Raw genomic sequence first — 21,480 nt, 5'->3', positions numbered from 1 at the left:
GATGAGAAATACCACACCATGGTGGATAAGAATTCCGCTCTTCTTCTTTCTAATCTTCGGATTGATGGAATACTTTGTAGAATCGGGCAGTAAACCAGCCTTTTTGGAACACCCTCTTGCCTTATTGTTCTTGGGAGTAGTTTTATTTCTATTGATCGGCATAGAGCTAATCGTAAAATCGATAGAAAACGTCCTATTCAACAGCTTATCTCCAGAGGCCAAAGAGCGCTATTTGGAAACCAAGACTAAAAAAAGTGCTTGGAATTGGATAGAGCGCCTCCGACAAAAAATGGTGGGAGAGAAAACCATTGAAGAGGAGCACGAGATTATATTGGATCACAACTACGACGGCATTCAAGAACTGGACAACAATCTTCCACCATGGTGGGTGTACCTATTTTATGCGTCTATCCTCTTCGCTATAGTCTACATGGCCCGCTACCATATATTTGGCGGGGACAACCAAGATATGGAGTATGAAAGAGCCGTAGCACAGGCCCAGGTAGAAATAGAAGAGTACAAAAAAACTGCAAAAGGTTTAGTAGATGCCAGTACCGTGGAGCTATTGACCGATGCCTCCGACCTAAAAGCTGGGGAGGCGGTATATCTTGCCAATTGCGTTGCTTGTCATATGGCAGATGGCGGCGGGGGTATAGGCCCCAATTTAACGGATGACTATTGGATTCTTGGCGGTGGTATTAAAGAAGTTTTCCAAACGGTTTCTGAAGGAGGACGTGCAGGAAAGGGAATGGTAGCTTGGAAGCAAGTACTTAAACCAGCCGAGATAGCCCAGGTCTCCAGTTATATCCTTACGGAGTTAACGGGAACCACCCCTGCAAATCCAAAGGATGCAGAAGGGGAACTTTGGACAGAGGATTAGCACTTAAATCACCAAATTAAATTGACCCATAAGGCTAAGAATGGCACAGGAACAAAATAATTTTAGGGACTCCATAGGCACTATTAATAAGGAGGGCAAACGGGCTTGGGTATTTCCCAAAAAACCCCAGGGCCAATTCTATGAATACCGTAAATATGTAAGTTATGTACTCCTAGCATTCTTATTATTAGCGCCATTTGTAAAAATAAATGGGAACCAATTTTTGATGTTCAACATTCTGGAACGCAGGTTCAATATTTTTGGTTTCCCTTTCTGGCCGCAAGACTTCTACCTTTTTGTAATCTCCATGATCATAGGGGTGGTATTCATCGCCCTATTTACCGTTGCCTTTGGCCGTATTTTTTGCGGTTGGCTTTGTCCGCAGACCATTTTTATGGAAATGGTGTTTAGAAGGATAGAATACTGGATAGATGGGGACCGTGGCGCCCAGATTCGGCTAGACAAGCAAGCCTGGAATGCAGAGAAAATCAGAAAACGAGGGCTTAAATGGACGATATTTTTTGTGATTTCCTTTATAATTGCCAACGTTTTCCTCGCTTATTTAATAGGTAGCGATCGCCTTATCCAATATATAGCGGATGGCCCCATGCAACATATAAGCACCATGGTCTCCCTACTGATCTTTACAGCGGTATTTTATTTTGTTTTCGCCTGGTTTAGAGAACAAGTCTGCATTATTGCATGCCCCTATGGCCGTATGCAAGGGGTATTGCTGGATAACAAATCCATAGTAGTAGCATATGACCATAAGCGTGGTGAGGACGAAAAAGGAAGAAAAAAGTTTAGAAAAGGGGAAGACCGCCAAGCCATGGGGCACGGGGACTGCATAGACTGTTTCCAATGCGTTAATGTATGCCCTACCGGTATCGATATTAGAAACGGCACCCAACTAGAGTGTATTAATTGTACGGCCTGTATAGATGCCTGTGATGCTATTATGGAGAAGGTAGACCTCCCTAAAGGCCTTATACGATACGCCAGCGAGGATAATATTGAGAAAAAAGCCAAGTTTAAATTTACACCCCGACTCAAAGGATACAGTGCCGTCCTTGTTATTCTAACAGGGATTTTGATAGGCATGCTCTTTCTAAGAAATGATCTGGAAGCAAATATTTTACGACTTCCAGGGCAATTGTACGAACACAAGGAAGGTAATATTATTAGCAATGTATACACCTTTAAACTGGTAAATAAAACCACAAGAGACATTCCTGATGTTAGCTTTAAGCTACTATCGCACAAGGGATCTATATCCCTTGTGGGGAATACAGAATTTACAGTTCCAGCCCAAGAATTGACGGAAGGGACACTGTTTATAGAAATTGACAATGCTGCCTTGGAAGGCGACAAGAATACGGTGAAAATTGGTGTCTATAGCGGAGATAAAAAAATTGAAACGACCTCTGCAAGGTTTATGGCCCCACGTAGTTATAAATAAACCATTGGTAGCTCCCTGACTTTTAAAAATTGAAATAAAAACGACCCTAGTAAAATGGGTGCAAAAAATATAAACAACATGAAAATTAATTGGGGAACAGGCATTGTACTGGCATTTATAGGGTTCATTAGTTTTATCTTATTCTTTGTAGTAAGTATGCTGATGGATGACAGGACCAATCACGACCTAGTTCGTGAGGATTACTACCAGGCAGAGATGGGATTTCAGGAGGAATTGGATGCGGAGAGTAACGCGCAAGACAAAAATGCAGCCCTAAAACTAGTACACGGTCCGGAAGGATTAAAGTTAGAATTTCCACAGGAAATGGATCCCAACAGCATTACAGGAACCGTCTCCTTTTATAGGCCCTCTAACAAGCAATTGGACTTTGATTTGCCCATTCGGTTGAGGAACCATTATTTTATTATACCCGAGAAGCGATTAGTAGAAGGCAGATGGAATGTAAAAGTCTCCTGGCAAAACAAAGACGAATCCTATTTGTTCAGAGACCAGATAACTTATTAAAGAACAATACAGAATCCACAACAAAATTTACCAGACATGTTGGTCACTGCCATTTTATTGGGATTAATGGGGAGCTTTCACTGCATTGGCATGTGCGGACCCATCGCCTTTATGTTGCCCGTAGATCATCATAGACCGGGTAAAAAACTACTACAGGTAGCCCTTTACCATTTTGGCAGACTAACTGCATATGGCATCATAGGATTGGTATTTGGATTTTTGGGGAAGGGACTCTATGTATTTGGATTACAGCAAAGGCTCTCTATAATCATAGGGGTCGTAATGATTGTGATTGTCCTAATCCCCTATCAAACCTTTAGCAAATACAATTTTTCCAAACCCATTTACGGCCTTTTGTCCAAGGTAAAAAATCAAATGGGCAAGGAACTGAAAAAGAAAAGTCCGGACACCTTTCTCACCATAGGCTTCCTAAACGGTTTTCTTCCCTGTGGCTTGGTATATATGGCCGTATTTGCCAGTATTGCCACTGCCAACCCTTGGTGGGGTGCCCTTTTTATGGTGTTCTTCGGATTGGGAACCATCCCATTAATGACCACTGCAGTATATTTTGGAAGCATGCTAAAAGGCAAGGCAAAGCAAACGGTTCAGCGCTTAATCCCAGTTTTTGTGGTATTAATTGGCCTCCTTTTTATCCTAAGAGGCTTGGGACTGGGAATCCCCTATCTTTCTCCTGCACCTATTACGGAAACTGTGAGCAGTGCCATAGAGTGCCACAACTAATAGGTGGATTGGCATTGAACCAGAAGTAAGCAATTGGCAACAGAAATTGGATACTTTCAAATGTTTACCCCCACTACACCCTGGATACTAATGACCTCCCCAATCCCTTTATAAAAAAGAATGATTATATTTCTGCCACCCTCCTATTAAGGGGATCATGAAAATAGGTTTCAAGAACTTTTAAAGGAACTTGATTCCTATATATTTGCAAGCACCTTCTTAGGAGCATCCATTATATGCTTACCTAGAGGTCCATGTCCAATAAAAACAACTAGAACAAACTTACATGTCAGCAACCAAAAAGACCCCGTTTTCCATTGGGGTAATGGCAGATTGCCAATATGCGGACCTAGAAGATGCAGGAGCCAGAAAATATATTCAATCCAAGGAGAAATTACAGAAATGTGTGGAACATTTCAATAGCATGAATTTAGCTTTCACCATTCACCTAGGGGATCTTATAGATCGGGACTGGAAAAATTTTGATGTGGTACAGCCCATCTTCAATTCCTTAAAAATGCCGACGTACCAGGTATTGGGAAACCATGATTTCTGGGTAGAGGATGATGAGAAAGCTGCGGTATTCAGAAAGCTGGAAATGCCTTTTCCCTACTATGACTTTAAGGTTGCCAACTGGCGGTTTATAGTATTGGATGGAAACGACCTCAGCTTCCATGCGTTTCCCGAAATTAGTGAAGGTTACCAAATTACCGCGGATTACTATATTAGAAACCAAATTGATGCCCCCTACTGGAACGGTGCCATTGGCCCCACCCAGTTACAATGGTTAAGGACCGTGCTAGACCAAGCGGAAAAGGATCAAGAAAATGTGATGGTATTCTGCCATTTCCCCGTATACCCAGAGGATATCCATAATCTCTGGAATGCCGAAGAAGTGATAACGATACTAGAAAACTATCCAAATGTAAAAGCCTACCTAAACGGACATAATCACAAAGGCAACTATGGAGTTAAAAACGGGATTCACTATCTAAACATGCATGGCATGGTAGATACCGAAACAAATGCGTACGCCGTTTTGGAATTCTACCACGAGCACATAAAAGTTATTGGTTATGGTCGCGAGGAAAATCGCTTTTTAAACCTGCAGTAAAAGCGATAATAAAAAGTTTATCCCCCGCGACACGTATACCTCCAATCGTTGACCGGAGCGTCTTATAACCATTGGAAAAACAACCACTAACGGGTATAAATACGACTCCCCTGAGTACAAACACTAACTATTATCATTGTTTTACAAACCGCTCTGTATGGGTATAGTTGGAAGGATAAGCTCCAACCTGCAATAATTGAGGCCTAAGGGCAAATTCAAAATCCAAAGCCTCCACCTTCCCTGATTTGTTTAGGTGGAATTGCATAAACTCCTCCCGTTGGGCAGGATTCTTCCAAATTGCCCTAAAGGTATCATAATGCCAATGTTCTAGCCTTGCCTCTAAATCGTCTGTATCCCAAAAGCGTATTACCAGATCCTTCCCATCTTTTTTAACCTCCACCTTTCCGTATCCCTTGGATTTGTATACGCCCGTAAACGCATCTAGCCCTAGGCTAGGCTTCGTTTTCTTTATTCTGGCTTGGTCAATTTCTTTTCGCGCTTCCAAAGCCCGCTCAAAGGTTTTCTGATACCCTTGCAGATAATACTGGTTCCAGTCTAACGCATTGGTTCCCAAGTAGGCATCCATCACCTGATAGGCAACCGCATTCCCTAGGCGGTTAAAAGTATTTCCTACAACTATAATCCCCAGATTCAACTCGGGCATCAGGTACATGGCACTGTTAAACCCATCCGTTGCTCCACCATGGGTAATAACCCGTTTTCCTTTATAGTCTGTGATGGTCCATCCAAAGCCATAAGAACCTTGTGCCGCCAAGGCATTTGCCTGCGGACGGAGCATTTGCGGTTTGTGAATTTCATTCATTTGTTTTGGGCTAATTATCTCCTTCCCCTCATAGGTCCCGGCCACTCCCAATTGCATCAACATCCACTTATTTAAGTCGTTTACGGAAGCATTCACCCCACCGGCAGGACCTGCATTGTCCCAATTTCGTCTATTAATGGGGACTACCTTACCTTCTATTTCCTGATGCGGGTAGGCCTGATTATCGCTGGGTCTCAATTGAGTAATACTTGTAGTACTGGAAGTCATACCAAGGGGTTCAAAAAGGCGGTCCTTTAAAAACTCGTCCCAGGTTCGCCCATCCACATATTCAATAATCTGTCCAGCCAAGGAATAGAGGACGTTATTGTATACAAACTGGGATCGGAACGGTTTTTCCATGTCCATATACCGCATTCTATACAACACGCTATCCCGGGGGCTGTTCGTCATAAATTGAAGCCTATTCCCCAACTTTCTTCCCAATCCTACCCTATGGGTGAGCGCATCGCGAATGGTGAGCTCTTGGGTCACCCATGGGTCTTGGAGCTGAAACCACGGAATGTGTTTGGTGATTTTATCATCCCAATCAATTTTTCCTTCATCTACCAAAATTCCCAATGCCGCAGCGGTCATATTTTTACTTACCGAGGCAATGCTAAAAATAGTATTGGCATCTACCGCTTCCCCGCTGCCTAGTTGTTTTTCACCAAAGCCCTTTGCAAAGACCACTTCGCCATCCTTTACAATCCCCACGGCCATTCCTGGAATGTTCCATTCTTTTTGTGCAGCGGCTACCCACGCCTCAAAATTGGGAGGCAGGGATTCTTGTGCGGAAAGGGAATAATGATAAACACTAACAAATAAAAAAAGTACTAAAAAGTACCAATTAAAAATAATTCTTGTCATGGATATAGGGTTTTGGCCAAATATACCCACAACTTTAGACTATTCCATTGATATACCTGAAACTTGCCCATGGCAAGGAAACCATACAATATTTACCCAGATGATTAGCGACTCGCTATTTTTAGACGTATATTAATGGTATAAACACAGGAAACAAACCAATACATTGATTGTGACAGCACTCATCTAACCCCATTTATTGCAGGAATAGCATATATCCCTTTTTAAATAAACAAATAGGACCGGTATGCATTTGTTTAAACAGCCAACGAAAATTCCATAATTGTAAAAAATGTTAGAAACATGAGTAAGAAAACATTTGGAACGCTAGCCGGAGTTTTTACACCCACAACCTTAACCATACTTGGGGTAATAATGTACATCCGCCAACCATGGGTGGTGGGTAATGCTGGTATTGTTGGTGCGTTAGCAATTCTTTTAATTTCTGTGGCCATAACATTAACTACAGCATTAAGTTTATCTTCAATTACTACCAATGTACGTATTGGTGCTGGTGGTGCTTTTAGCATCATCTCAAAATCATTGGGATTAGAAATTGGGGGCGCTATAGGCATTCCATTTTACATAGCCCAAGCTTTGGCTGTGGCCATGTATATTTTTGGGTTTAGAGAAGGGTTGGTTTCCATTTTGCCTAATTTAAATCCATTGGTACTAGATGTGGTTATTTTTTCACTGGTAATGACAATAGCATTTATAAGTACCAGTTTTGCTTTTAAAATTCAGTATGTAATCCTTGGGATTATTGTCCTGTCTTTAATTTCCATCTATGGGGCCCTTTTTGTGAGCGATTTAAACTACGATTTTGAGTTGTTTGGCAACTATCCAGGATCTATAGAGAATAATTTTGAAGGAACCTCCTTTTGGGTTGTTTTTGCGGTGTTTTTCCCTGCTGTGACAGGGGTAATGGCTGGCGCTAATATGTCTGGGGATCTCACCAGTCCACGGAAAAGCATTCCTAAGGGCACTATTTCGGCGGTAATCTTAACCACATTTGTTTATATAAGTTTAATATTCGTGGCAGCACTCCTAGCAACTCCCGAAGAATTAACCTCCAACTATAATTTGTTTATAGACAAAGCCCTTTTTAGCCCCATAGTACTAGCAGGTTTATTGGGCGCTACACTTTCATCAGCTTTAGGGTCATTTATAGGTGCTCCGCGAATTTTACTTGCATTGGCAGAAAAGGGTATATTACCTAAAAGCAGGGAACTGGCAAAAACGTCCAAAAAAGGGGAGCCAATCAATTCTATGCTAATAACTGCCGTTATCGTATTTATAGGAATTTCATTGCGCGATTTAAATACGATTGCTCCTATTCTCACTATGTTTTTTATGATTACCTATGCCATGGTAAATATTGTTGTACTTGTAGAACAATCCTTGAATTTACCCAGTTATAGGCCCACCTTAAAAGTACCGCTATTTGTACCTGCAATAGGTGCCTTTGGATCTATCGCGATTATGTTTGTAATTAATGTTATTGTCGCCTTAACATCCCTCATATTAATTTTCATCTTTTATTTCTATCTGGTAAATTTAAAATTGAAATCCGAAGCAGGTGATTCCAGAAGTGGTCTTTTTACAGCGCTTGCAGAGTGGGCCACAAAAAAGTCGAGTAACCTGAGCCCTCAAAAGGAAGTTAGATCTTGGCGTCCCGATCTTTTAATTCCAATGACCATGCCGAAGGAAATAAGAAGCTCGTACAAGCTAATTCACTCCATTGTTCATCCCAATGGTTCCATAAAAATACTGGCGTTGTTTAATGAGAATCCAGAAGAACAGCGAAATATTGAGTTGTTTTTGAAAAATGCTTCACAGAAATACAAAGAAAATGGGATTTCTGTTTCTTATGCATTTGTTGAAAATAGAGAACTTAACACCACTATTAATATCAGCATGCAATCTTTGAATGCCGCTTTTTTTAAACCCAATATTATTTTTGTTAGTGTTGATACCGGACATGCTGACCTAGATTTTTACGACAAGCTAATATCGGATGTTAAAAAGAATAATTTTGGAATGATTATATACATTCCGTATTCCACAGCTAGCTTAGCCATTGAGAAAAACATCAACCTCTGGTTAACCAAGGTTCCCTCTAATTGGAAAGAGACTTTCAACATCGGAAACAATGATTTATCAACTCTTCTTGCGCTTCTAATTTGCAAGAATTGGAAGGGTGAAATTGATGCCTTTGTGGTGGATAATAATCCAAATTTAAAATTCTCGGAAACAGATATAGAAGACCTTAAATCCATGATTAGGTTCCCTAAGAAGACCACTATTAATTTTGCGGAGGGGGATCTTCTGGAGAACGTTAAAAAATACCGCAATGCCGATGTAAACCTATTTAGCGTTGATGTCGGCATGTCCACTGCCGATATGATTACCATAGTGTACGAGTCTAGAGTATCCGGTATTTTCTGCGTAGATTCTACTTTGGAAAATGTTTTGGTGTAGCAAATTCACTTCTATTTAATTCCGCTTTTTATTGTCAAAATGGGAAGTCAATATTAATAATTAGGGAAGAACAAGCTAGATGAAACATAGTTGGCAAGCGTTAAAAAACAAAGGCTCCTTTATTTCTGGAGCCTCTGATTAGTTTAACTCAATTATTAGGACAAATTTGCAAACACCCTAGAAACTAGCCTAGGGCCTAAATTTTCGTCTCAGCCCTTATTTGCAGCAGCGCCATAAAGGAGCAACAAGGTATTTTATTTCTTGCTCCTTGCACACGTTTTTGTCAATTACACCCATAACGATGGTACTTCATTGGTAGGGGAAAATATCTCTGGGTTTTAATAATAATAATAATAGCTACGCCTTTTCAATTGTTTTTAGATTCCCATGGCCAGATTCCAATGCCTCTCCTTGATTCTCATCCAATAGTTTCTCCCATTTTTCCAGCATGGGTTGTTCGCGTTCAAAATCCCTATACTCATCCGGGCTCATAATCGGTATGCCTGTAATTATGGGGTACACCCGATTACAGCTGGCACAAGACAGTATTCCTTCCAAAATATTATCTTCTTCATCTTTCGTAACCACCCTAAGGTTTAGATCCGATTTATCAAAAGGGCAGCATAATTTCTCTATAGTCTCTAATCTCATTTTATTTACTTTAAGTATTTATGGTATCCCGCGATGGCCTTTTCAGGGTTTTCTGCATTCATAATCCCCGAAATCACTGCAATACCGTCGTATTTTAATTTTTCCAGTTTATCAATAGTTTCCAGATCGATACCTCCAGCCAAGAAGAGCAGTTTATTAAAAATTTCTCTTGCTTTTTCTACGGTCTCGTGCGATACTATTTCACAATCCCCAGCACTAGAAGAAGGGAACATGGAGCAAAAGGAAATATAATCTACCCGGTTATTGGCGGCCCATCGGACCTCGTCCAAATTATTTCCGCAGGTAAGCCCCACAAGAAAGCTCCTAGGGATTTCACTTACTATGCTATCCAAGTTGTGTGGTCTCTGATCAAAATGAACCCCATCCAAGTTCAGCGATTTAAGGTATTCCCATCGATTATTGATAAGCACAGGGGTTTTATGTACTGTACATAAGGCACTTATTTTTTGAATTAGCCCCTCCACATTGGAAACATTTTTAAAATTATCCCATATCTGAACAGCAGCCAATCCCTTGGTGAGCCCTAACTGAAGTTTATTTAATAAGGCCTGCTCTTCCATAGTAGGATCTATCACTAAATAGAGTCCCGATTTAATAGTGCGTGTATTCATAGTTATTTCCATTCCAATTGCAATGCCTTATAAAAAGCCTCCCAGTAGGGATCTTTTTGATTATAAAGAACCTCCGTTGTCCTTCCTTCTTCCTGTAGCCGTATTCCCTTTTCTTTTTCGGTTAGCTCTCCCACTTGGGCACAGGGAATATTATGGCTCTCCAGCTGTCCTATCACCTTTGGCACCGCTTCTTTCTTACAGCTTATTATCATGGCGCCTGCCCCGATACTATACCGGGGATCAATATTGAAAACCTCACATACTTTGGACTGGGTCTCCCTGACTGGCAATTTCTCATTGTCAATGAGTGCTCCGTTACCCGAGGCTACGGCCATTTCATAGATAGCCCCCAACACGCCGCCTTCGGTTACATCGTGCATGGCAGAAATAACCCCATCCCCTTTCGCCGCCATTAACCCATCTTTCATCACGGAAATATCATAAAAGGACTCACAGGCCTTATGGTAATTCTCTTTACCAACCCTGTTTTTCACGGTTTCCGGAAAGCTTTTTGCCAAAATAGCGGCAGAAGAAATAGCACAACTCTTGGTTACTAGAATGGCATCGCCAACATTGGCAGATTGAGAGGTAAGCAACAGATCTTCCTTAGCCACGGTAATAAAGGTGGCACTCCCGGCAATGGTAGAATTTTGTCCTTCAATAAAACCAGTATGTCCACCTGTAATGGCTATCCCCAGCGCTGAGCAATATTGGTGGATATAATCCCAATAGACCTGGAAATCCTTATTTGAAAAGTTGGCGGACAGGTTTAATACAAATTGTCCGTACATAGGCGAGCATCCCGTAGTGGCTATATCATTCGCTGCCAGTTGAACGGACAGCCAAGCAGACTCTTGTAACCCAAGGGATGGAATTAGGGACAGGGGATCACTGGCCATCGCCATGGCAAGTCCATTTGGCATGCCCACTACGGATACATCTACCCCAAATTGAGGTCCTACGGTCACCTCCTGTCTTTCCTTCCCGCATCTATTGGCAATAAATTTCTTGAAATCCGAGTGAACTATTTTTCCCAATTGCGTGCTCATACGGTATCGTTAAATTTTACATACAGTGCAAAGAAATCACCAATGGGCACATTCCATTTTTGCACGGGAAACCATTTAGGGAGTCCGGTCGCCGTCCATTCAATGGAATAGTCCCTACCTTCCAATGCTTCCGCTATAGTAGCTATTAGTCGTTGAGGGGTGTAGAAGGTGGCGGTTACGTAGAATTCGTTCTTCCCAAAAAGCTGTTGTGTTCTACGCCTGATCAATTTGGGGGTATTGCGGTTCATCATTCCCATAATAATACCGTGCCTACCCACCCTGGCTGCTTCACGCAGAACTTTTACAGGATCTTTATAATATTCAAAAGTGGTAATAAAGGCTAGGGCATCAAAGGTGTTATCCTTAAACGGCAAATAATGGGAATCTGCCATTACCAGGTCACCCTCGAAGCGGTGTAAGGCCTGTGCAAGCATAAATGGCGAAATATCCCCTCCGGTAGCATGGATTCCTATATCTTTCCACCACCTTGTAAAACGGGTGGTACCGCAGCCAAATTCCAGAAGGGTCTTTACACGTTTGTCCTTGGAGATAAGTTGTTCCAGGATATTCTTCTGCCAAACTTCGGCCCGCTTATAGGGCCCCTCGTAGTATTCTTCGTAAGTATCTGTGTATTTCCGATTAAAAAACCATTCGGTCCTACCTTGCCAAGTTTTAGTTTTTTCGGGAACGAGTTCTTGATTTACTTTCTTTATTTCCATTGTAATAATTTTTTAAAAAATTAAAACCATCCAAATGGAGCCAATAGCATGGAGCAATGGAAATAAAGCATCCTAAGTCTGCATCCCTACGTTGGCATTATCCAAATCAGGTTCTTGGGTATGATCTCAGTCCTGAATGCTTCAGAACACCCCACGCATTTAAGTGCCCAAGTTACTCAAATATTTTGAACTAAGAATTGAACTGCTAATTATAGGAGTTCCGATAGATACCGTTATGGAAAAGGATATAGGGAAAGTCAGGGAAATTGGAAATAGACCAAAATTGAGTAGGAAGGTAGCCATTATTTGGCTACCTGTCCTCTTTCACCAAAGTACATACGGGGGCTCATATAACTCAATTCCTTAACGATTATCCAGCTTAAAATTTCCCATAACCTATCGGTAACCCTCCTACTTCATCTCATTTTCGGATAATAAGTACTACTTCCTATTAAAACACTTCCTAAATAGTAAACAAAGTCTTACATTGGTAGATTCTATAAGATTTATATAAACTTAATGGAGAAGACTTCACTTGGGAACCTGGCAAAGAAAATAAAGGGAATTTATTAGGTACCACTAGAATTCTAGATGGTTATATTGACGATAAATCTTGGGATGGTTCGCCAATTTCATTAGAAGATGGTATTTTATCAAAAGATGGTTGGTATCTTTTAGATGATACTGATTGGAACTGGGTTTTAGAAACCTAAAATAAAACGAAACTAGACTGATATTTTTTGCTTATGGTAACGATAATGAAAAGGCTCCAAAAGATTACACTTCAATTGCAGGAAAGTGTCAAAAAACAATCTTTATTCAATCTTTAATTTTGGGTGTCCCAGAGCGGAAGTCAAGAGGTTTGTTCAAATCGCGATTCCGATTTCCGGTAGTATTCATTAGAACATACTTTATTTTTTGCTCTGGCCTGTTCGCTGTGATGGCATCGCACAATCTATGGGTGGCATCCGCCACCAGTTTTCTAGGCTGGCCATAGATACCCTTCCAGGTCATGTTATGTCCGAGGCAGCTTACAATTGAATGGCATTCATCAACAAGTTCGGTCATTTCAGTATCGCTTAACTCTAATAGGCTTGCTAAAATGATATGTAAGCGCTGATTGCCCTTTCAAGATTCGGGCAGTTTTTCAGGAGACCTGACCACCACCTTCACATTATTTCCTTTTGCGAGCAATTGTGCTACCAACTGTCTTCCTGTGGCACCACTTGCACCTACTACTAAAATTCTCATGGAATAGATTTAAAAATAATCCTATGTTATGAAGCATTATTTTGCTTACGCAAAATTTTTACAATACGATTGATTACGATTTCCGATAAATTCCATTCATATCCCGCAAAATCCGTGGTGTTTATGAATTGAACGACCACGGTATCCATGTCTTCATAATATTCTGCGAGACTTTGATACCCAGGGACCAGGCCTCCATGCTCGTACTCATAAATAGTGGAATAGATTTCCTGTTCGCCTTCTTCAAATACAGAACCATCGTTCAATGCCCTGAGAAATATGCCCACGTCTTCGGCTGTGGCCAACATTCCGTTTTCGTTTGTCTTAAAATCTTTGTCAATGCCCACGTAATAACCGCTCATCACATCGTCTATATTTACTTCCTCAAGGGAAAAGTAGGTGTTATTTAGCCCAAGGGGTATCAGAATTTCTTCCTTGATATACTGTTCATGACCATACCCTAAAATTTTATCGATTATCTGGCGGAGCAATAAATAGTTGGTGTTTGAGTACTCATAGCCTTGATCAGGCTCAAAACTTGCGGGCAGATCTAAAGCAAATTCCAGTGCCCTTTTTCCATTTTCCTGTTCGTTCTCCCAATAGGCGGGATTATCGGTAAAATTGGGAATACCACTTCGGTGTTGAACCATGGATCGGAGGGTGATCTTATTGGCATTTTCAATCCTACCAACCAATTCAGGAAAATAATCCGCGAGTGTCCCATCTAAAGACAAGCGTTTGCTCATGACCAGTTTGGAAATGGCAACGGCAGTATAGAGTTTGCTAATGCTTGCTATTTTGAACAATGCATTGGGGTCTGCCGGTATTTTGTTATCACGGTCTTTCCAACCGCCTACATAGAACGCTGGTGGTTTACCCCCTTCATCCACATAAACGATCATCCCATCAAAGCCATGACCAATCGCTTCATCTACTTGTTCTTGAACCGTATCCGGAAGGGGCAAGATCCATGCCTTTACCAAAATCCATGGCACAAAGAATAAGGAAATTGCCGTGCCTAATAATAATACAATCCTAAATAGTTGTTTGGTTGGTTTATTTCTCATTTTTGTTAGTGTTGATTGCTTTTGCCTTAATTGCCCGTCATTTATTTTTTTTGTGGAAACGTTCAACTACCACATTGTTAGAGGTGTTTTATTTTACAGATGCCAAGTTTTCCAAATACCTTAATGCAGAAGCCATAAGATTCTTTCTGTTCCTTGCCTTTTCATTAAAAGAAACCAAAGTCTCCCTTTCCAACTTTCGTCCCTTAATAAAAACGCTGGTTGGATTTTCAAGAGTTGACAATGTCAGTAGTGGGTTATTCTCCAATAGTAATAAATTAGCGATTTTACCTTCTTCAATGGTTCCTAATGAATTCAAGATGTCGTGGGTTGTAGAAGCATTAACCGTGGCTGTTTTCAATACTTCGTAATTGGAAAGACCTGCTTCTTTGTAAAATTTCAGTTCCTTATGAATTGAGAATCCCGGAAGGGTAACCCCAATACCTGCGTCGGTGCCGCAAATAATTTTTACGCCTGCCTCGTGTAGCTTTTTTACAATGGTCAAATGAAAATCATGCTGACTTTTGATTCGATCAATGGTTTTGGCATTCTCCTGTTTGGCAATAAACCAGCGCTCAAATTGGTTCTTGCTATCTACCATTCTAATCAAGGGATTCATATATGTTAAGTTTTTAGTTTCCAGAATGGAATCGTTCATCATCATCTGATAAATGTTATTAAATACGGTAATGGTTGGGCAATATATAGCGTCTTTGTAATCCGCAATAGTGTCAATGATTGGTCTTAATTTTAGCGTATCCAAATCAAAATTTAAAGGTTGCTGTACGATGTCCTCAGCATGTTCTATAGATTTGATCTGCGGATTTAAATGGTAAGAAAACGGAACCTTTTGAGAAGGATGTGCAACAATGTCCATATCTGAAATCCTAGCCTGAATTAAAACGGCATCAAATAAATGTTTTGGAAGACCGTTATAGGTTTTGATAAAGTCGTAACCACTTTCCTTATAAGCTTTAATTTTTTCTTGGGCTTCATCGGGTAAATACAGGTTAAGGTTATCATCTCCAATAAATTCCGGTCCAGTTAGTTTAGGACCTGTAGTGAAAAAAGATGGTGATACTATTTCATTGGACTCGATCTCTTTCTTTAACCTTAGATGCATGGGCATACCCCATAAGTTTCTTACAGCGGTAACCCCATTGGACAAGTATATCCCCAATTCGTACTTATCCCAAACATGAACATGCATATCGATAAGACCTGGCGTTAGATAGCGGTTTTTTGCATCCAGAATTTGAATGTCATCGACCTGAATTGTATCCGCAATTTTATTAATGATGCCATCTTTTATGTATACCATTTTGTTGATCAAAACCGTATCTATATTCATAGGTAGGACATTGACGTTGGTAATTAGATAAGTGTCATTGAATGTTGGTTCGTCCTTATCGATTTTAAGATAGCTGGTTTTTCGTGAATCAATCCAAAGTATCATCAGTGCAGTTATTGCCATTGCACCAATGAGTGCTATGAAAATTTTCAATAAACGCTTAAATATTTTCATTTGTATAAGATGTAAATTTTAAAGATTTCTCTCTGTGAAGAGATCTATTTCTTCGATGATGCTTTCCCCTAACTCCCTTAATTTATTATACAAAATAATCATAGTATCAAACTGCCAAGCTGCTAGGCTAATGACGTTCCTATAGGGGGCTGAGGCCGTGTAGGCCGCGAAATCCTCCAAGTATTCAGCTTGCGTTGTTGCCCTATTATTTAGGGAATCTGGGGGTACAAAAGCGAAAGCGAGCATCAAAGACCTATCGAACTGGGTGGAAAGATACGCCTGCTGACTTTTTGCATAATCATTATAACTTTTTTCGCTTGCTGCAATTTCGTCTATTAAACTATGGTATCTGATTAAAAGGGAATCCAGGGGCGTATTGTTGATCTTGCCAAAATAGTTTGAATTTATTAACGCTTCATACCCTCCTGCATTCGGTTTGAAATATAAATCTGCAAAGGCGAACCCACTAGACATAAGAAGGATAAGATTCTGGTCTTCTGTCTTATCCAAGATACTTGCACGGGCCTTTTTACAAAGCTCGGCTATTTGTGTTCTACCTCTTGTTATGGAGTCTAGTTTATAAAGGTCTTCTATGGTGTGGGACTTAATTTTAACTAAATACTCTTTTAGCGCCTTGTTATCCTTTTTGGCCTGATTCCAATTGTTGATCTGTAATGCAATCAGAATCCCAATTACAACAAGTGCAATTTCGCCAAAAGCGTATTTTAAATACTTCCCTGTCTTATTATTCCCGATTAAGTTGTAGCGTATTTTTCGAAAGACTTTCATTTTTGTTTGCGGATTTCAAGGGTTGCCTTCACACAATCAAAGCATTGGTTTTGAAGCATATAATGAACTTAAAGTTACGATATTCTTTTTTCAGGTATAGCCTTGAAGTTCGGATCTTTAGATTTTTTTTGAGACCAATTTAGCCCAAACAATGGCCTTAAGAAAGCAATTCTCCGAAGGATGAACTCATAAAAAAGATAGCATAAGAGCATCGTAAACACTGTAATTGCAATGAATTTTAGGAGAACGGGCATATCCATTGGTAAAAAAACCATGGCCCCAGCGTACAATACCACCATGTGAATAATGTATATAGGATAGGCCGCCTTGCTTAAGTAGCTCAGTATTTTGCTTGGCCTATTCAAATACCTATAACCCATCCCAAATACCCCATAAATCCAAGAATTAGATTCAATGGCCATAAGATATCCGGGAGCTTCTGTTGCAAACACAAAGTATCTGAATCCATACAGAACAGTAGCTAACCCAATATATAGCCATCGCCATTTTAAAACGGTTTGCCAGAATGATTGGCCGCAATACACAAATATAAAACCAAAGAAGAAGGCCAGCAGGCCTAGGGAAAATCCATGCCAGGTCTCTGCATACAAGGCGAAGAGTGGAGGTTTAACTACCAGCGCTTCTACAACAAAAAACAGGGTAATACCTAAGGGCCCACTAGGGGTACTCATTATGGTAGACAGCCATCTTCTAAACCTTCCGTTCTCTTTCCTTTTCAGATACAAAAACAACGGTAGTAATAAGAGTACATAGGCGAAAATATTCCCTAAGAACCATAAATGGCCTGCATGCGGAAAGTAGCCCAAGGGTATATCGTAATACTTCTGAAAGATAAACATATGTAAAGTGGTTATGGCCACAAAGCCGAAAGCGAAGGGTAAAAGAATTCGCTTGGTCCGTTCCATAAGCAATTGCTTCCAGGTTCTCTTTCGCATGGCAAAATAAAGTCCCATTCCCGAGACGAAGAACAATAGGGGGATTCTCCACACATTGAGCATGGTCATCGGTTTCCATAACCCCTCTAAGAATTCATCACTTCTAACAAATCCTATAAGCATGGCCCAAGGTTGAAAAATGATGGCTATGTGATAGATGAGTAGTAGACCAATAGCAATGACCCTGAGCCAATCTATATCGTGTCTTCTTTCTGTTTTCATTCTTGTATTGGTTTAGGGTTTATTACTGCAACATCATGGCAATGACCGGACGGGTTTTTTCAATTTCGGTCAAATCTATTTGCATGCCAAGCGGGGCCAGTTGTTGCCGTAGCATTTCATAGATGGGTTTTACCTCGGCATAGGGACCCATTATCGATTCTCTTGGGGTCATTCCAAAGTTGTTTTTTGCAGTCTTGTCTGCCTTGGCATCCATTAGCATTTGAACAACCTCTATCCTACAAAAGAACGCGGCAGTATGCAGAGCCGTGGCACCATCCTTATTTTTAACAGTTAAATCGGCCCCGGCATCGATAAGTTCTTGGGCAATCTTAATTTTACCAAAGCTCGAGGCAGTAATTAGGGGTGTAGAACCACTCATAGCATCTTTTATATTTAAATCCGTTCCTGCTTTGATATGTTGTTTAACCGCCTCCAAATTATCAGAAAGTACTGCAGTGTGAAGATCGATTTTCGGTTTAGCGACCACAGATTTAGTTTCACCATTAATGGTAGTCTCCGCTTTTGTTTTGTTGTTGGATTGACCGCATGCTGAGGTAAGCACAAGAAGAACTATTGACATGTATTTCAAGGTTCTTATTGAAGCAATTCTAACTGTTTTTCTCATGGCTATTTTATTTAATTCTAATAGGTATTCGTAAATCTTGGATTTCATGCTGTTAAATTTTTAAATTGTTTGTTATAATTTTATTGTTATAAAAGCGCCATAGAAATTGAAACAACTCCTATGAGCTATTGGTAGAACTAATCAAATTGCTTCACAAATAGAAGGATAGACTTTGATGAGGGCCTATCCTTTATCCAACCCTTTGAGGTAGGATTCTTAAGGAAGGTAATGTCTCCATGCTGCGCAACGGATTCTCTTGCTGCTCTTTAAGTGGTAAAAGAAATTGAACCTTCTAGATTCCGTTGGCGATTGACCTGCCTTTCCAGCAGACAGGTTGATAATAGTTTTCATGACTGTGATCTTATTTGACTAATTGTTATTATGAACCGTGATTATCGGTTAAAATTCCTGTATTGTGCCCAATGCGCTCTTTTGGTAGAACGGAATAATGAAAAATACTGTCCTGTTTTGACTTCTGTCGTTGTTCTTGTGAATGATGCTTTCATGATTTTAATTTTAAATTGTTCGTTATAATTTTTGTTGATACAAAGGTTCTAAAGATCTTGAAGCAACAGGTATAAGCTATGCGGAGAACTATGTAAAGTTTCAATGGAGTGTAAAAACTATGGCGCAGTGATATAAATTATGACGCAATTGATGACTTTAAAATACATATGCTGTACTGAAAAACCGCTTATTTGTTTGGATTTTCCCTAAATTTAGAACTGCAAATAAAACCAACATGTCAAACGAATCGGCCAATACATCCACCTTTATTAAACAAGCGGAAGCCCTGATTCTACAACATTTGGCCAATGAGCATTTTGGGGTGTCCGAATTGGCAGATGCTATGAATATGAGCAGGTCCAACCTGTTGCGAAAAATCAAGAAACAAACCCAACTTTCCGCAAGCCAGTTCATTCGTCAAGTCCGTCTTAAAGAAGCAATGGAGCTGCTAAAGGAAGATTCCTTAACCGTTTCCCAAATTTCGCATCAAGTAGGCTTTGGAAGCACCTCCTACTTCATAAAATGTTTTCGGGAATTTTATGGATATTCGCCTGGGGAGATTGGAAAAGGCACTGTAGCGATAGAAACAGAAAAGGTCCGGATCAATTTATTGAAGCGATTCAAATGGATCTTTATTGCTGCAATGACCGTAGTCCTGCTCGTTGTTTCCTTCTTGCTCTTTAATAGAAAGGATGCGCTAGAGAAGATAGAAATTGAAAAATCCATAGCCGTTCTGCCCTTTAAAAATGAAAGTAGCGATTCCACGAACCTTTATTTTGTCAACGGACTTATGGAATCTGCTTTGAATAACCTACAAAAAATAGAAGACCTGCGGGTCATCAGCAGAACCTCGGTAGAGAAATACAGAAATACGGATATGGGCATCCCCGAAATTGCCGAAGAACTGCAGGTAAACTATTTGGTAGAAGGTAGTGGACAACGCGTTGGAAATCAAGTTTTGCTGAATATCCAGTTGATCAAAGCTTCCACGGACACCCCAATCTGGGCAGGACAGTACAATCAGGAAGTTAAAGACATTTTTGAGTTACAGAATGATGTTGCCAGGAAAATTGCGGATGCCATTGCGGCAGTGGTTACACCGGCCGAATTAGAGCAAATGGAGAAAAAACCAACTGAAAATCTTGTGGCTTATGATTACTACCTACAAGCATTGGATCCTTACTATTCGCGTACTAAGGAGGGGTTGGAAAAGGCCATTCCCTTATTTGAAAAGGCCATTGCACAAGATTCAGAATTCGCCCTAGCATATGCCAACATCGCTATTTCATACTATCTTCTAGAAATGTCTCAAAGTGAGAAACAGCACACTGATAAGATAAATAGCTTTGCGGATAAGGCCTTACTTTATGATTCAAAATTAGCTGAAAGCTTGGTCGCCAAGGCTTTTTACTACATTCAAACCAAGGAGTACCAATTAGCTTTACCACATCTTGAAAAGGCGTTGGAGTATAATCCTAATTCTTCTCTGGCGGTACAAATACTTGCGGATTTCTATTATCGTTTGTCTCCTAACACCAACAAATACCTAGAGTACGCCTTAAAAGGGGTTCGTCTTGCTATTGACCGTGATTCCGTCACTCAGAGCTATACGTATCTACAGCTAAGTAATGCCCTGGTGTCATCAGGATTTAAAGAGGAAGCTTTAGAATACATCAATAGGTCGTTGGATTACCATGCCGAAAATTATTTTGCACCACATTTAAAGGCATTTATTCTGTTCGCTAAGGATGGTACTATTGAGAGAACCAGGAATTTGCTTATAAGAGAATGGAATAAGGATACTACTAGGCTGGACATTTTACAGGACATTGGGAAGCTGTACTATATCGAAGAAGATTATAGCAGCGCCTATTTCTATTTTAAAAAATTTGTCAATGTCAGGGAGGCTAATGGTCTCGACATTTATGTGCAGGAAAACGCTAAAATTGCGTTAGTCTATAAAAGCATGGGATTATTTAAAGAAGCTGAGCAACTTTTCAGGGATTATTCAAGGTATTGCGAAGAAGACAAATCTAAATACAAAAGCATTAATCTGGTTTGGAAATACGCCTATGAGGGGAAGATTGATGAAGCTATAGACCAACTCAGAATTTTTTCCGAAGAAGAAAACTACCTGTACTGGTTTTTGTTGATTGAAGATGAACCACTGATTAAATCACTTAAAATACATCCTGATTTTGGGCCCATTATGCAGAAAATAAAAGACAACTTCTGGGAAAATCAAGCTAAGCTGAGAACTTCTTTAGAGAAAAAAGGGCTTATTTAATGGACTTTATTTATAGGAATACCAACGCACCCGCAAAATCGCAAACTGGAAGCTTTTGAGGCAAATTACATCTCTGACAAAAAGAACAGATAAGATTCTGAAACATGGAATTAGCACAGCTCAGAGGGATGAAAAAGATAGGATTTTTCCTGTCGGACTCTCAAATATTTTTGCCTAATTCCAGCATCCCACAACTTTTTGACTTGATCCGAGATTACACTCTACTGACTATTACAGCTTTATGATAGAAATATTATGTTTGCCACAAGAGAAACCAGAAAAAAAGGGATTCCCAAGGTTGCAATGACTGCGT

The 21,480-nt window shown here is 40.2% G+C and carries 19 protein-coding genes and 1 riboswitch; of the genes, 7 read left to right on the top strand and 12 right to left on the bottom strand.

What is annotated here, in order from left to right; all coding sequences use genetic code 11:
• Window position 1 precedes the first annotated feature (1 nt).
• The 5 genes from F1E73_RS06025 to F1E73_RS06005 all read left to right on the top strand — a co-directional run bounded on the left by F1E73_RS06025 (window position 2) and on the right by F1E73_RS06005 (window position 4,719).
• On the top strand, window positions 2-880 hold the full coding sequence (locus F1E73_RS06025; RefSeq protein WP_086476571.1) for a cbb3-type cytochrome c oxidase N-terminal domain-containing protein: 879 nt from the start codon (window positions 2-4) through the stop codon (window positions 878-880).
• Between the two features lie 40 nt (window positions 881-920).
• Window positions 921-2,339, top strand: coding sequence for a cytochrome c oxidase accessory protein CcoG (gene ccoG, locus F1E73_RS06020; RefSeq protein WP_150451406.1), 1,419 nt, complete (start codon window positions 921-923; stop codon window positions 2,337-2,339).
• A 78-nt stretch (window positions 2,340-2,417) separates the two neighbouring features.
• Window positions 2,418-2,864: a FixH family protein gene (locus tag F1E73_RS06015; RefSeq protein WP_150451405.1), complete on the top strand. Its 447-nt coding sequence runs from the start codon at window positions 2,418-2,420 to the stop codon at window positions 2,862-2,864.
• A 36-nt stretch (window positions 2,865-2,900) separates the two neighbouring features.
• The gene (locus F1E73_RS06010) at window positions 2,901-3,605 is read left to right on the top strand and encodes a sulfite exporter TauE/SafE family protein (protein WP_150451404.1); all 705 of its coding nucleotides are present in this window, start codon (window positions 2,901-2,903) and stop codon (window positions 3,603-3,605) included.
• 286 nt (window positions 3,606-3,891) lie between these two features.
• Complete coding sequence (locus F1E73_RS06005) at window positions 3,892-4,719, top strand: metallophosphoesterase (RefSeq protein WP_086476568.1); 828 nt, start codon at window positions 3,892-3,894, stop codon at window positions 4,717-4,719.
• Window positions 4,720-4,852: 133 nt separating this feature from the next.
• Here the strand turns inward: F1E73_RS06005 and F1E73_RS06000 are convergent, their stop codons facing one another.
• The gene (locus F1E73_RS06000) at window positions 4,853-6,409 is read right to left on the bottom strand and encodes a serine hydrolase (protein WP_086476567.1); all 1,557 of its coding nucleotides are present in this window, start codon (window positions 6,407-6,409) and stop codon (window positions 4,853-4,855) included.
• Between the two features lie 303 nt (window positions 6,410-6,712).
• Here F1E73_RS06000 and F1E73_RS05995 point away from each other — a divergent pair, with 303 nt between their 5' ends.
• On the top strand, window positions 6,713-8,890 hold the full coding sequence (locus F1E73_RS05995) for an amino acid permease (RefSeq protein ID WP_150451403.1): 2,178 nt from the start codon (window positions 6,713-6,715) through the stop codon (window positions 8,888-8,890).
• A 357-nt stretch (window positions 8,891-9,247) separates the two neighbouring features.
• On the opposite strand, the gene F1E73_RS05990 is transcribed toward F1E73_RS05995, so the two are convergent.
• The 11 genes from F1E73_RS05990 to F1E73_RS05945 form a co-directional block, all read right to left on the bottom strand.
• Window positions 9,248-9,541, bottom strand: a complete 294-nt coding sequence (locus F1E73_RS05990) for a Trm112 family protein (RefSeq protein ID WP_150451402.1) — start codon at window positions 9,539-9,541, stop codon at window positions 9,248-9,250.
• A 5-nt stretch (window positions 9,542-9,546) separates the two neighbouring features.
• Window positions 9,547-10,173 (bottom strand): thiamine phosphate synthase, encoded by a 627-nt coding sequence (locus tag F1E73_RS05985; RefSeq protein ID WP_223883374.1) that lies wholly within the window; start codon window positions 10,171-10,173, stop codon window positions 9,547-9,549.
• Between the two features lie 2 nt (window positions 10,174-10,175).
• On the bottom strand, window positions 10,176-11,222 hold the full coding sequence (locus F1E73_RS05980; protein WP_150451400.1) for an AIR synthase family protein: 1,047 nt from the start codon (window positions 11,220-11,222) through the stop codon (window positions 10,176-10,178).
• Complete coding sequence (locus tag F1E73_RS05975; RefSeq protein ID WP_150451399.1) at window positions 11,219-11,941, bottom strand: class I SAM-dependent methyltransferase; 723 nt, start codon at window positions 11,939-11,941, stop codon at window positions 11,219-11,221. Before F1E73_RS05975 ends, F1E73_RS05980 begins: the two co-directional genes overlap by 4 nt.
• A 66-nt stretch (window positions 11,942-12,007) precedes the next feature.
• Window positions 12,008-12,105: riboswitch (TPP riboswitch) on the bottom strand.
• A gap of 655 nt (window positions 12,106-12,760) precedes the next feature.
• Complete coding sequence (locus tag F1E73_RS17840) at window positions 12,761-13,009, bottom strand: hypothetical protein (protein ID WP_223883373.1); 249 nt, start codon at window positions 13,007-13,009, stop codon at window positions 12,761-12,763.
• 60 nt (window positions 13,010-13,069) lie between these two features.
• Window positions 13,070-13,192 carry an NAD(P)H-binding protein gene (locus tag F1E73_RS17835; protein ID WP_223883372.1) on the bottom strand — a complete coding sequence of 41 codons (123 nt, stop codon included), beginning with the start codon at window positions 13,190-13,192 and terminating at the stop codon, window positions 13,070-13,072.
• A 26-nt stretch (window positions 13,193-13,218) separates the two neighbouring features.
• Window positions 13,219-14,259 carry a serine hydrolase domain-containing protein gene (locus tag F1E73_RS05965; RefSeq protein WP_150451398.1) on the bottom strand — a complete coding sequence of 347 codons (1,041 nt, stop codon included), beginning with the start codon at window positions 14,257-14,259 and terminating at the stop codon, window positions 13,219-13,221.
• Between the two features lie 88 nt (window positions 14,260-14,347).
• The gene (locus F1E73_RS05960) at window positions 14,348-15,781 is read right to left on the bottom strand and encodes an amidohydrolase family protein (RefSeq protein WP_150451397.1); all 1,434 of its coding nucleotides are present in this window, start codon (window positions 15,779-15,781) and stop codon (window positions 14,348-14,350) included.
• Window positions 15,782-15,799: 18 nt separating this feature from the next.
• Complete coding sequence (locus F1E73_RS05955; RefSeq protein WP_086477713.1) at window positions 15,800-16,570, bottom strand: DUF6090 family protein; 771 nt, start codon at window positions 16,568-16,570, stop codon at window positions 15,800-15,802.
• A gap of 74 nt (window positions 16,571-16,644) precedes the next feature.
• The gene (locus F1E73_RS05950; RefSeq protein ID WP_150451396.1) at window positions 16,645-17,748 is read right to left on the bottom strand and encodes an acyltransferase family protein; all 1,104 of its coding nucleotides are present in this window, start codon (window positions 17,746-17,748) and stop codon (window positions 16,645-16,647) included.
• A 22-nt stretch (window positions 17,749-17,770) separates the two neighbouring features.
• Window positions 17,771-18,421, bottom strand: coding sequence for an ankyrin repeat domain-containing protein (locus F1E73_RS05945; RefSeq protein ID WP_223883371.1), 651 nt, complete (start codon window positions 18,419-18,421; stop codon window positions 17,771-17,773).
• Between the two features lie 694 nt (window positions 18,422-19,115).
• Here F1E73_RS05945 and F1E73_RS05940 point away from each other — a divergent pair.
• The gene (locus F1E73_RS05940; protein WP_150451395.1) at window positions 19,116-21,167 is read left to right on the top strand and encodes a helix-turn-helix domain-containing protein; all 2,052 of its coding nucleotides are present in this window, start codon (window positions 19,116-19,118) and stop codon (window positions 21,165-21,167) included.
• The last annotated feature ends 313 nt before the right edge of the window (window positions 21,168-21,480 follow it).

Origin of the sequence: Arenibacter lacus (assembly GCF_008711145.1) — a bacterium.
GTDB lineage: Bacteria > Bacteroidota > Bacteroidia > Flavobacteriales > Flavobacteriaceae > Arenibacter > Arenibacter amylolyticus.
Note: the sequence above shows the minus strand (reverse complement) of the source record. Positions and strands in the feature narration are given on the sequence as shown.

Coding starts and splice junctions, on each gene's coding strand:
- F1E73_RS06025 (WP_086476571.1), top strand. CDS start 2: ATGAGAAATACCACACCATGGTGGATAAGAATTCCGCTCTTCTTCTTT.
- ccoG (WP_150451406.1), top strand. CDS start 921: ATGGCACAGGAACAAAATAATTTTAGGGACTCCATAGGCACTATTAAT.
- F1E73_RS06015 (WP_150451405.1), top strand. CDS start 2,418: ATGAAAATTAATTGGGGAACAGGCATTGTACTGGCATTTATAGGGTTC.
- F1E73_RS06010 (WP_150451404.1), top strand. CDS start 2,901: ATGTTGGTCACTGCCATTTTATTGGGATTAATGGGGAGCTTTCACTGC.
- F1E73_RS06005 (WP_086476568.1), top strand. CDS start 3,892: ATGTCAGCAACCAAAAAGACCCCGTTTTCCATTGGGGTAATGGCAGAT.
- F1E73_RS06000 (WP_086476567.1), bottom strand. CDS start 6,409: ATGACAAGAATTATTTTTAATTGGTACTTTTTAGTACTTTTTTTATTT.
- F1E73_RS05995 (WP_150451403.1), top strand. CDS start 6,713: ATGAGTAAGAAAACATTTGGAACGCTAGCCGGAGTTTTTACACCCACA.
- F1E73_RS05990 (WP_150451402.1), bottom strand. CDS start 9,541: ATGAGATTAGAGACTATAGAGAAATTATGCTGCCCTTTTGATAAATCG.
- F1E73_RS05985 (WP_223883374.1), bottom strand. CDS start 10,173: ATGAATACACGCACTATTAAATCGGGACTCTATTTAGTGATAGATCCT.
- F1E73_RS05980 (WP_150451400.1), bottom strand. CDS start 11,222: ATGAGCACGCAATTGGGAAAAATAGTTCACTCGGATTTCAAGAAATTT.
- F1E73_RS05975 (WP_150451399.1), bottom strand. CDS start 11,941: ATGGAAATAAAGAAAGTAAATCAAGAACTCGTTCCCGAAAAAACTAAA.
- F1E73_RS17840 (WP_223883373.1), bottom strand. CDS start 13,009: ATGACCGAACTTGTTGATGAATGCCATTCAATTGTAAGCTGCCTCGGA.
- F1E73_RS17835 (WP_223883372.1), bottom strand. CDS start 13,192: ATGAGAATTTTAGTAGTAGGTGCAAGTGGTGCCACAGGAAGACAGTTG.
- F1E73_RS05965 (WP_150451398.1), bottom strand. CDS start 14,259: ATGAGAAATAAACCAACCAAACAACTATTTAGGATTGTATTATTATTA.
- F1E73_RS05960 (WP_150451397.1), bottom strand. CDS start 15,781: ATGAAAATATTTAAGCGTTTATTGAAAATTTTCATAGCACTCATTGGT.
- F1E73_RS05955 (WP_086477713.1), bottom strand. CDS start 16,570: ATGAAAGTCTTTCGAAAAATACGCTACAACTTAATCGGGAATAATAAG.
- F1E73_RS05950 (WP_150451396.1), bottom strand. CDS start 17,748: ATGAAAACAGAAAGAAGACACGATATAGATTGGCTCAGGGTCATTGCT.
- F1E73_RS05945 (WP_223883371.1), bottom strand. CDS start 18,421: ATGAAATCCAAGATTTACGAATACCTATTAGAATTAAATAAAATAGCC.
- F1E73_RS05940 (WP_150451395.1), top strand. CDS start 19,116: ATGTCAAACGAATCGGCCAATACATCCACCTTTATTAAACAAGCGGAA.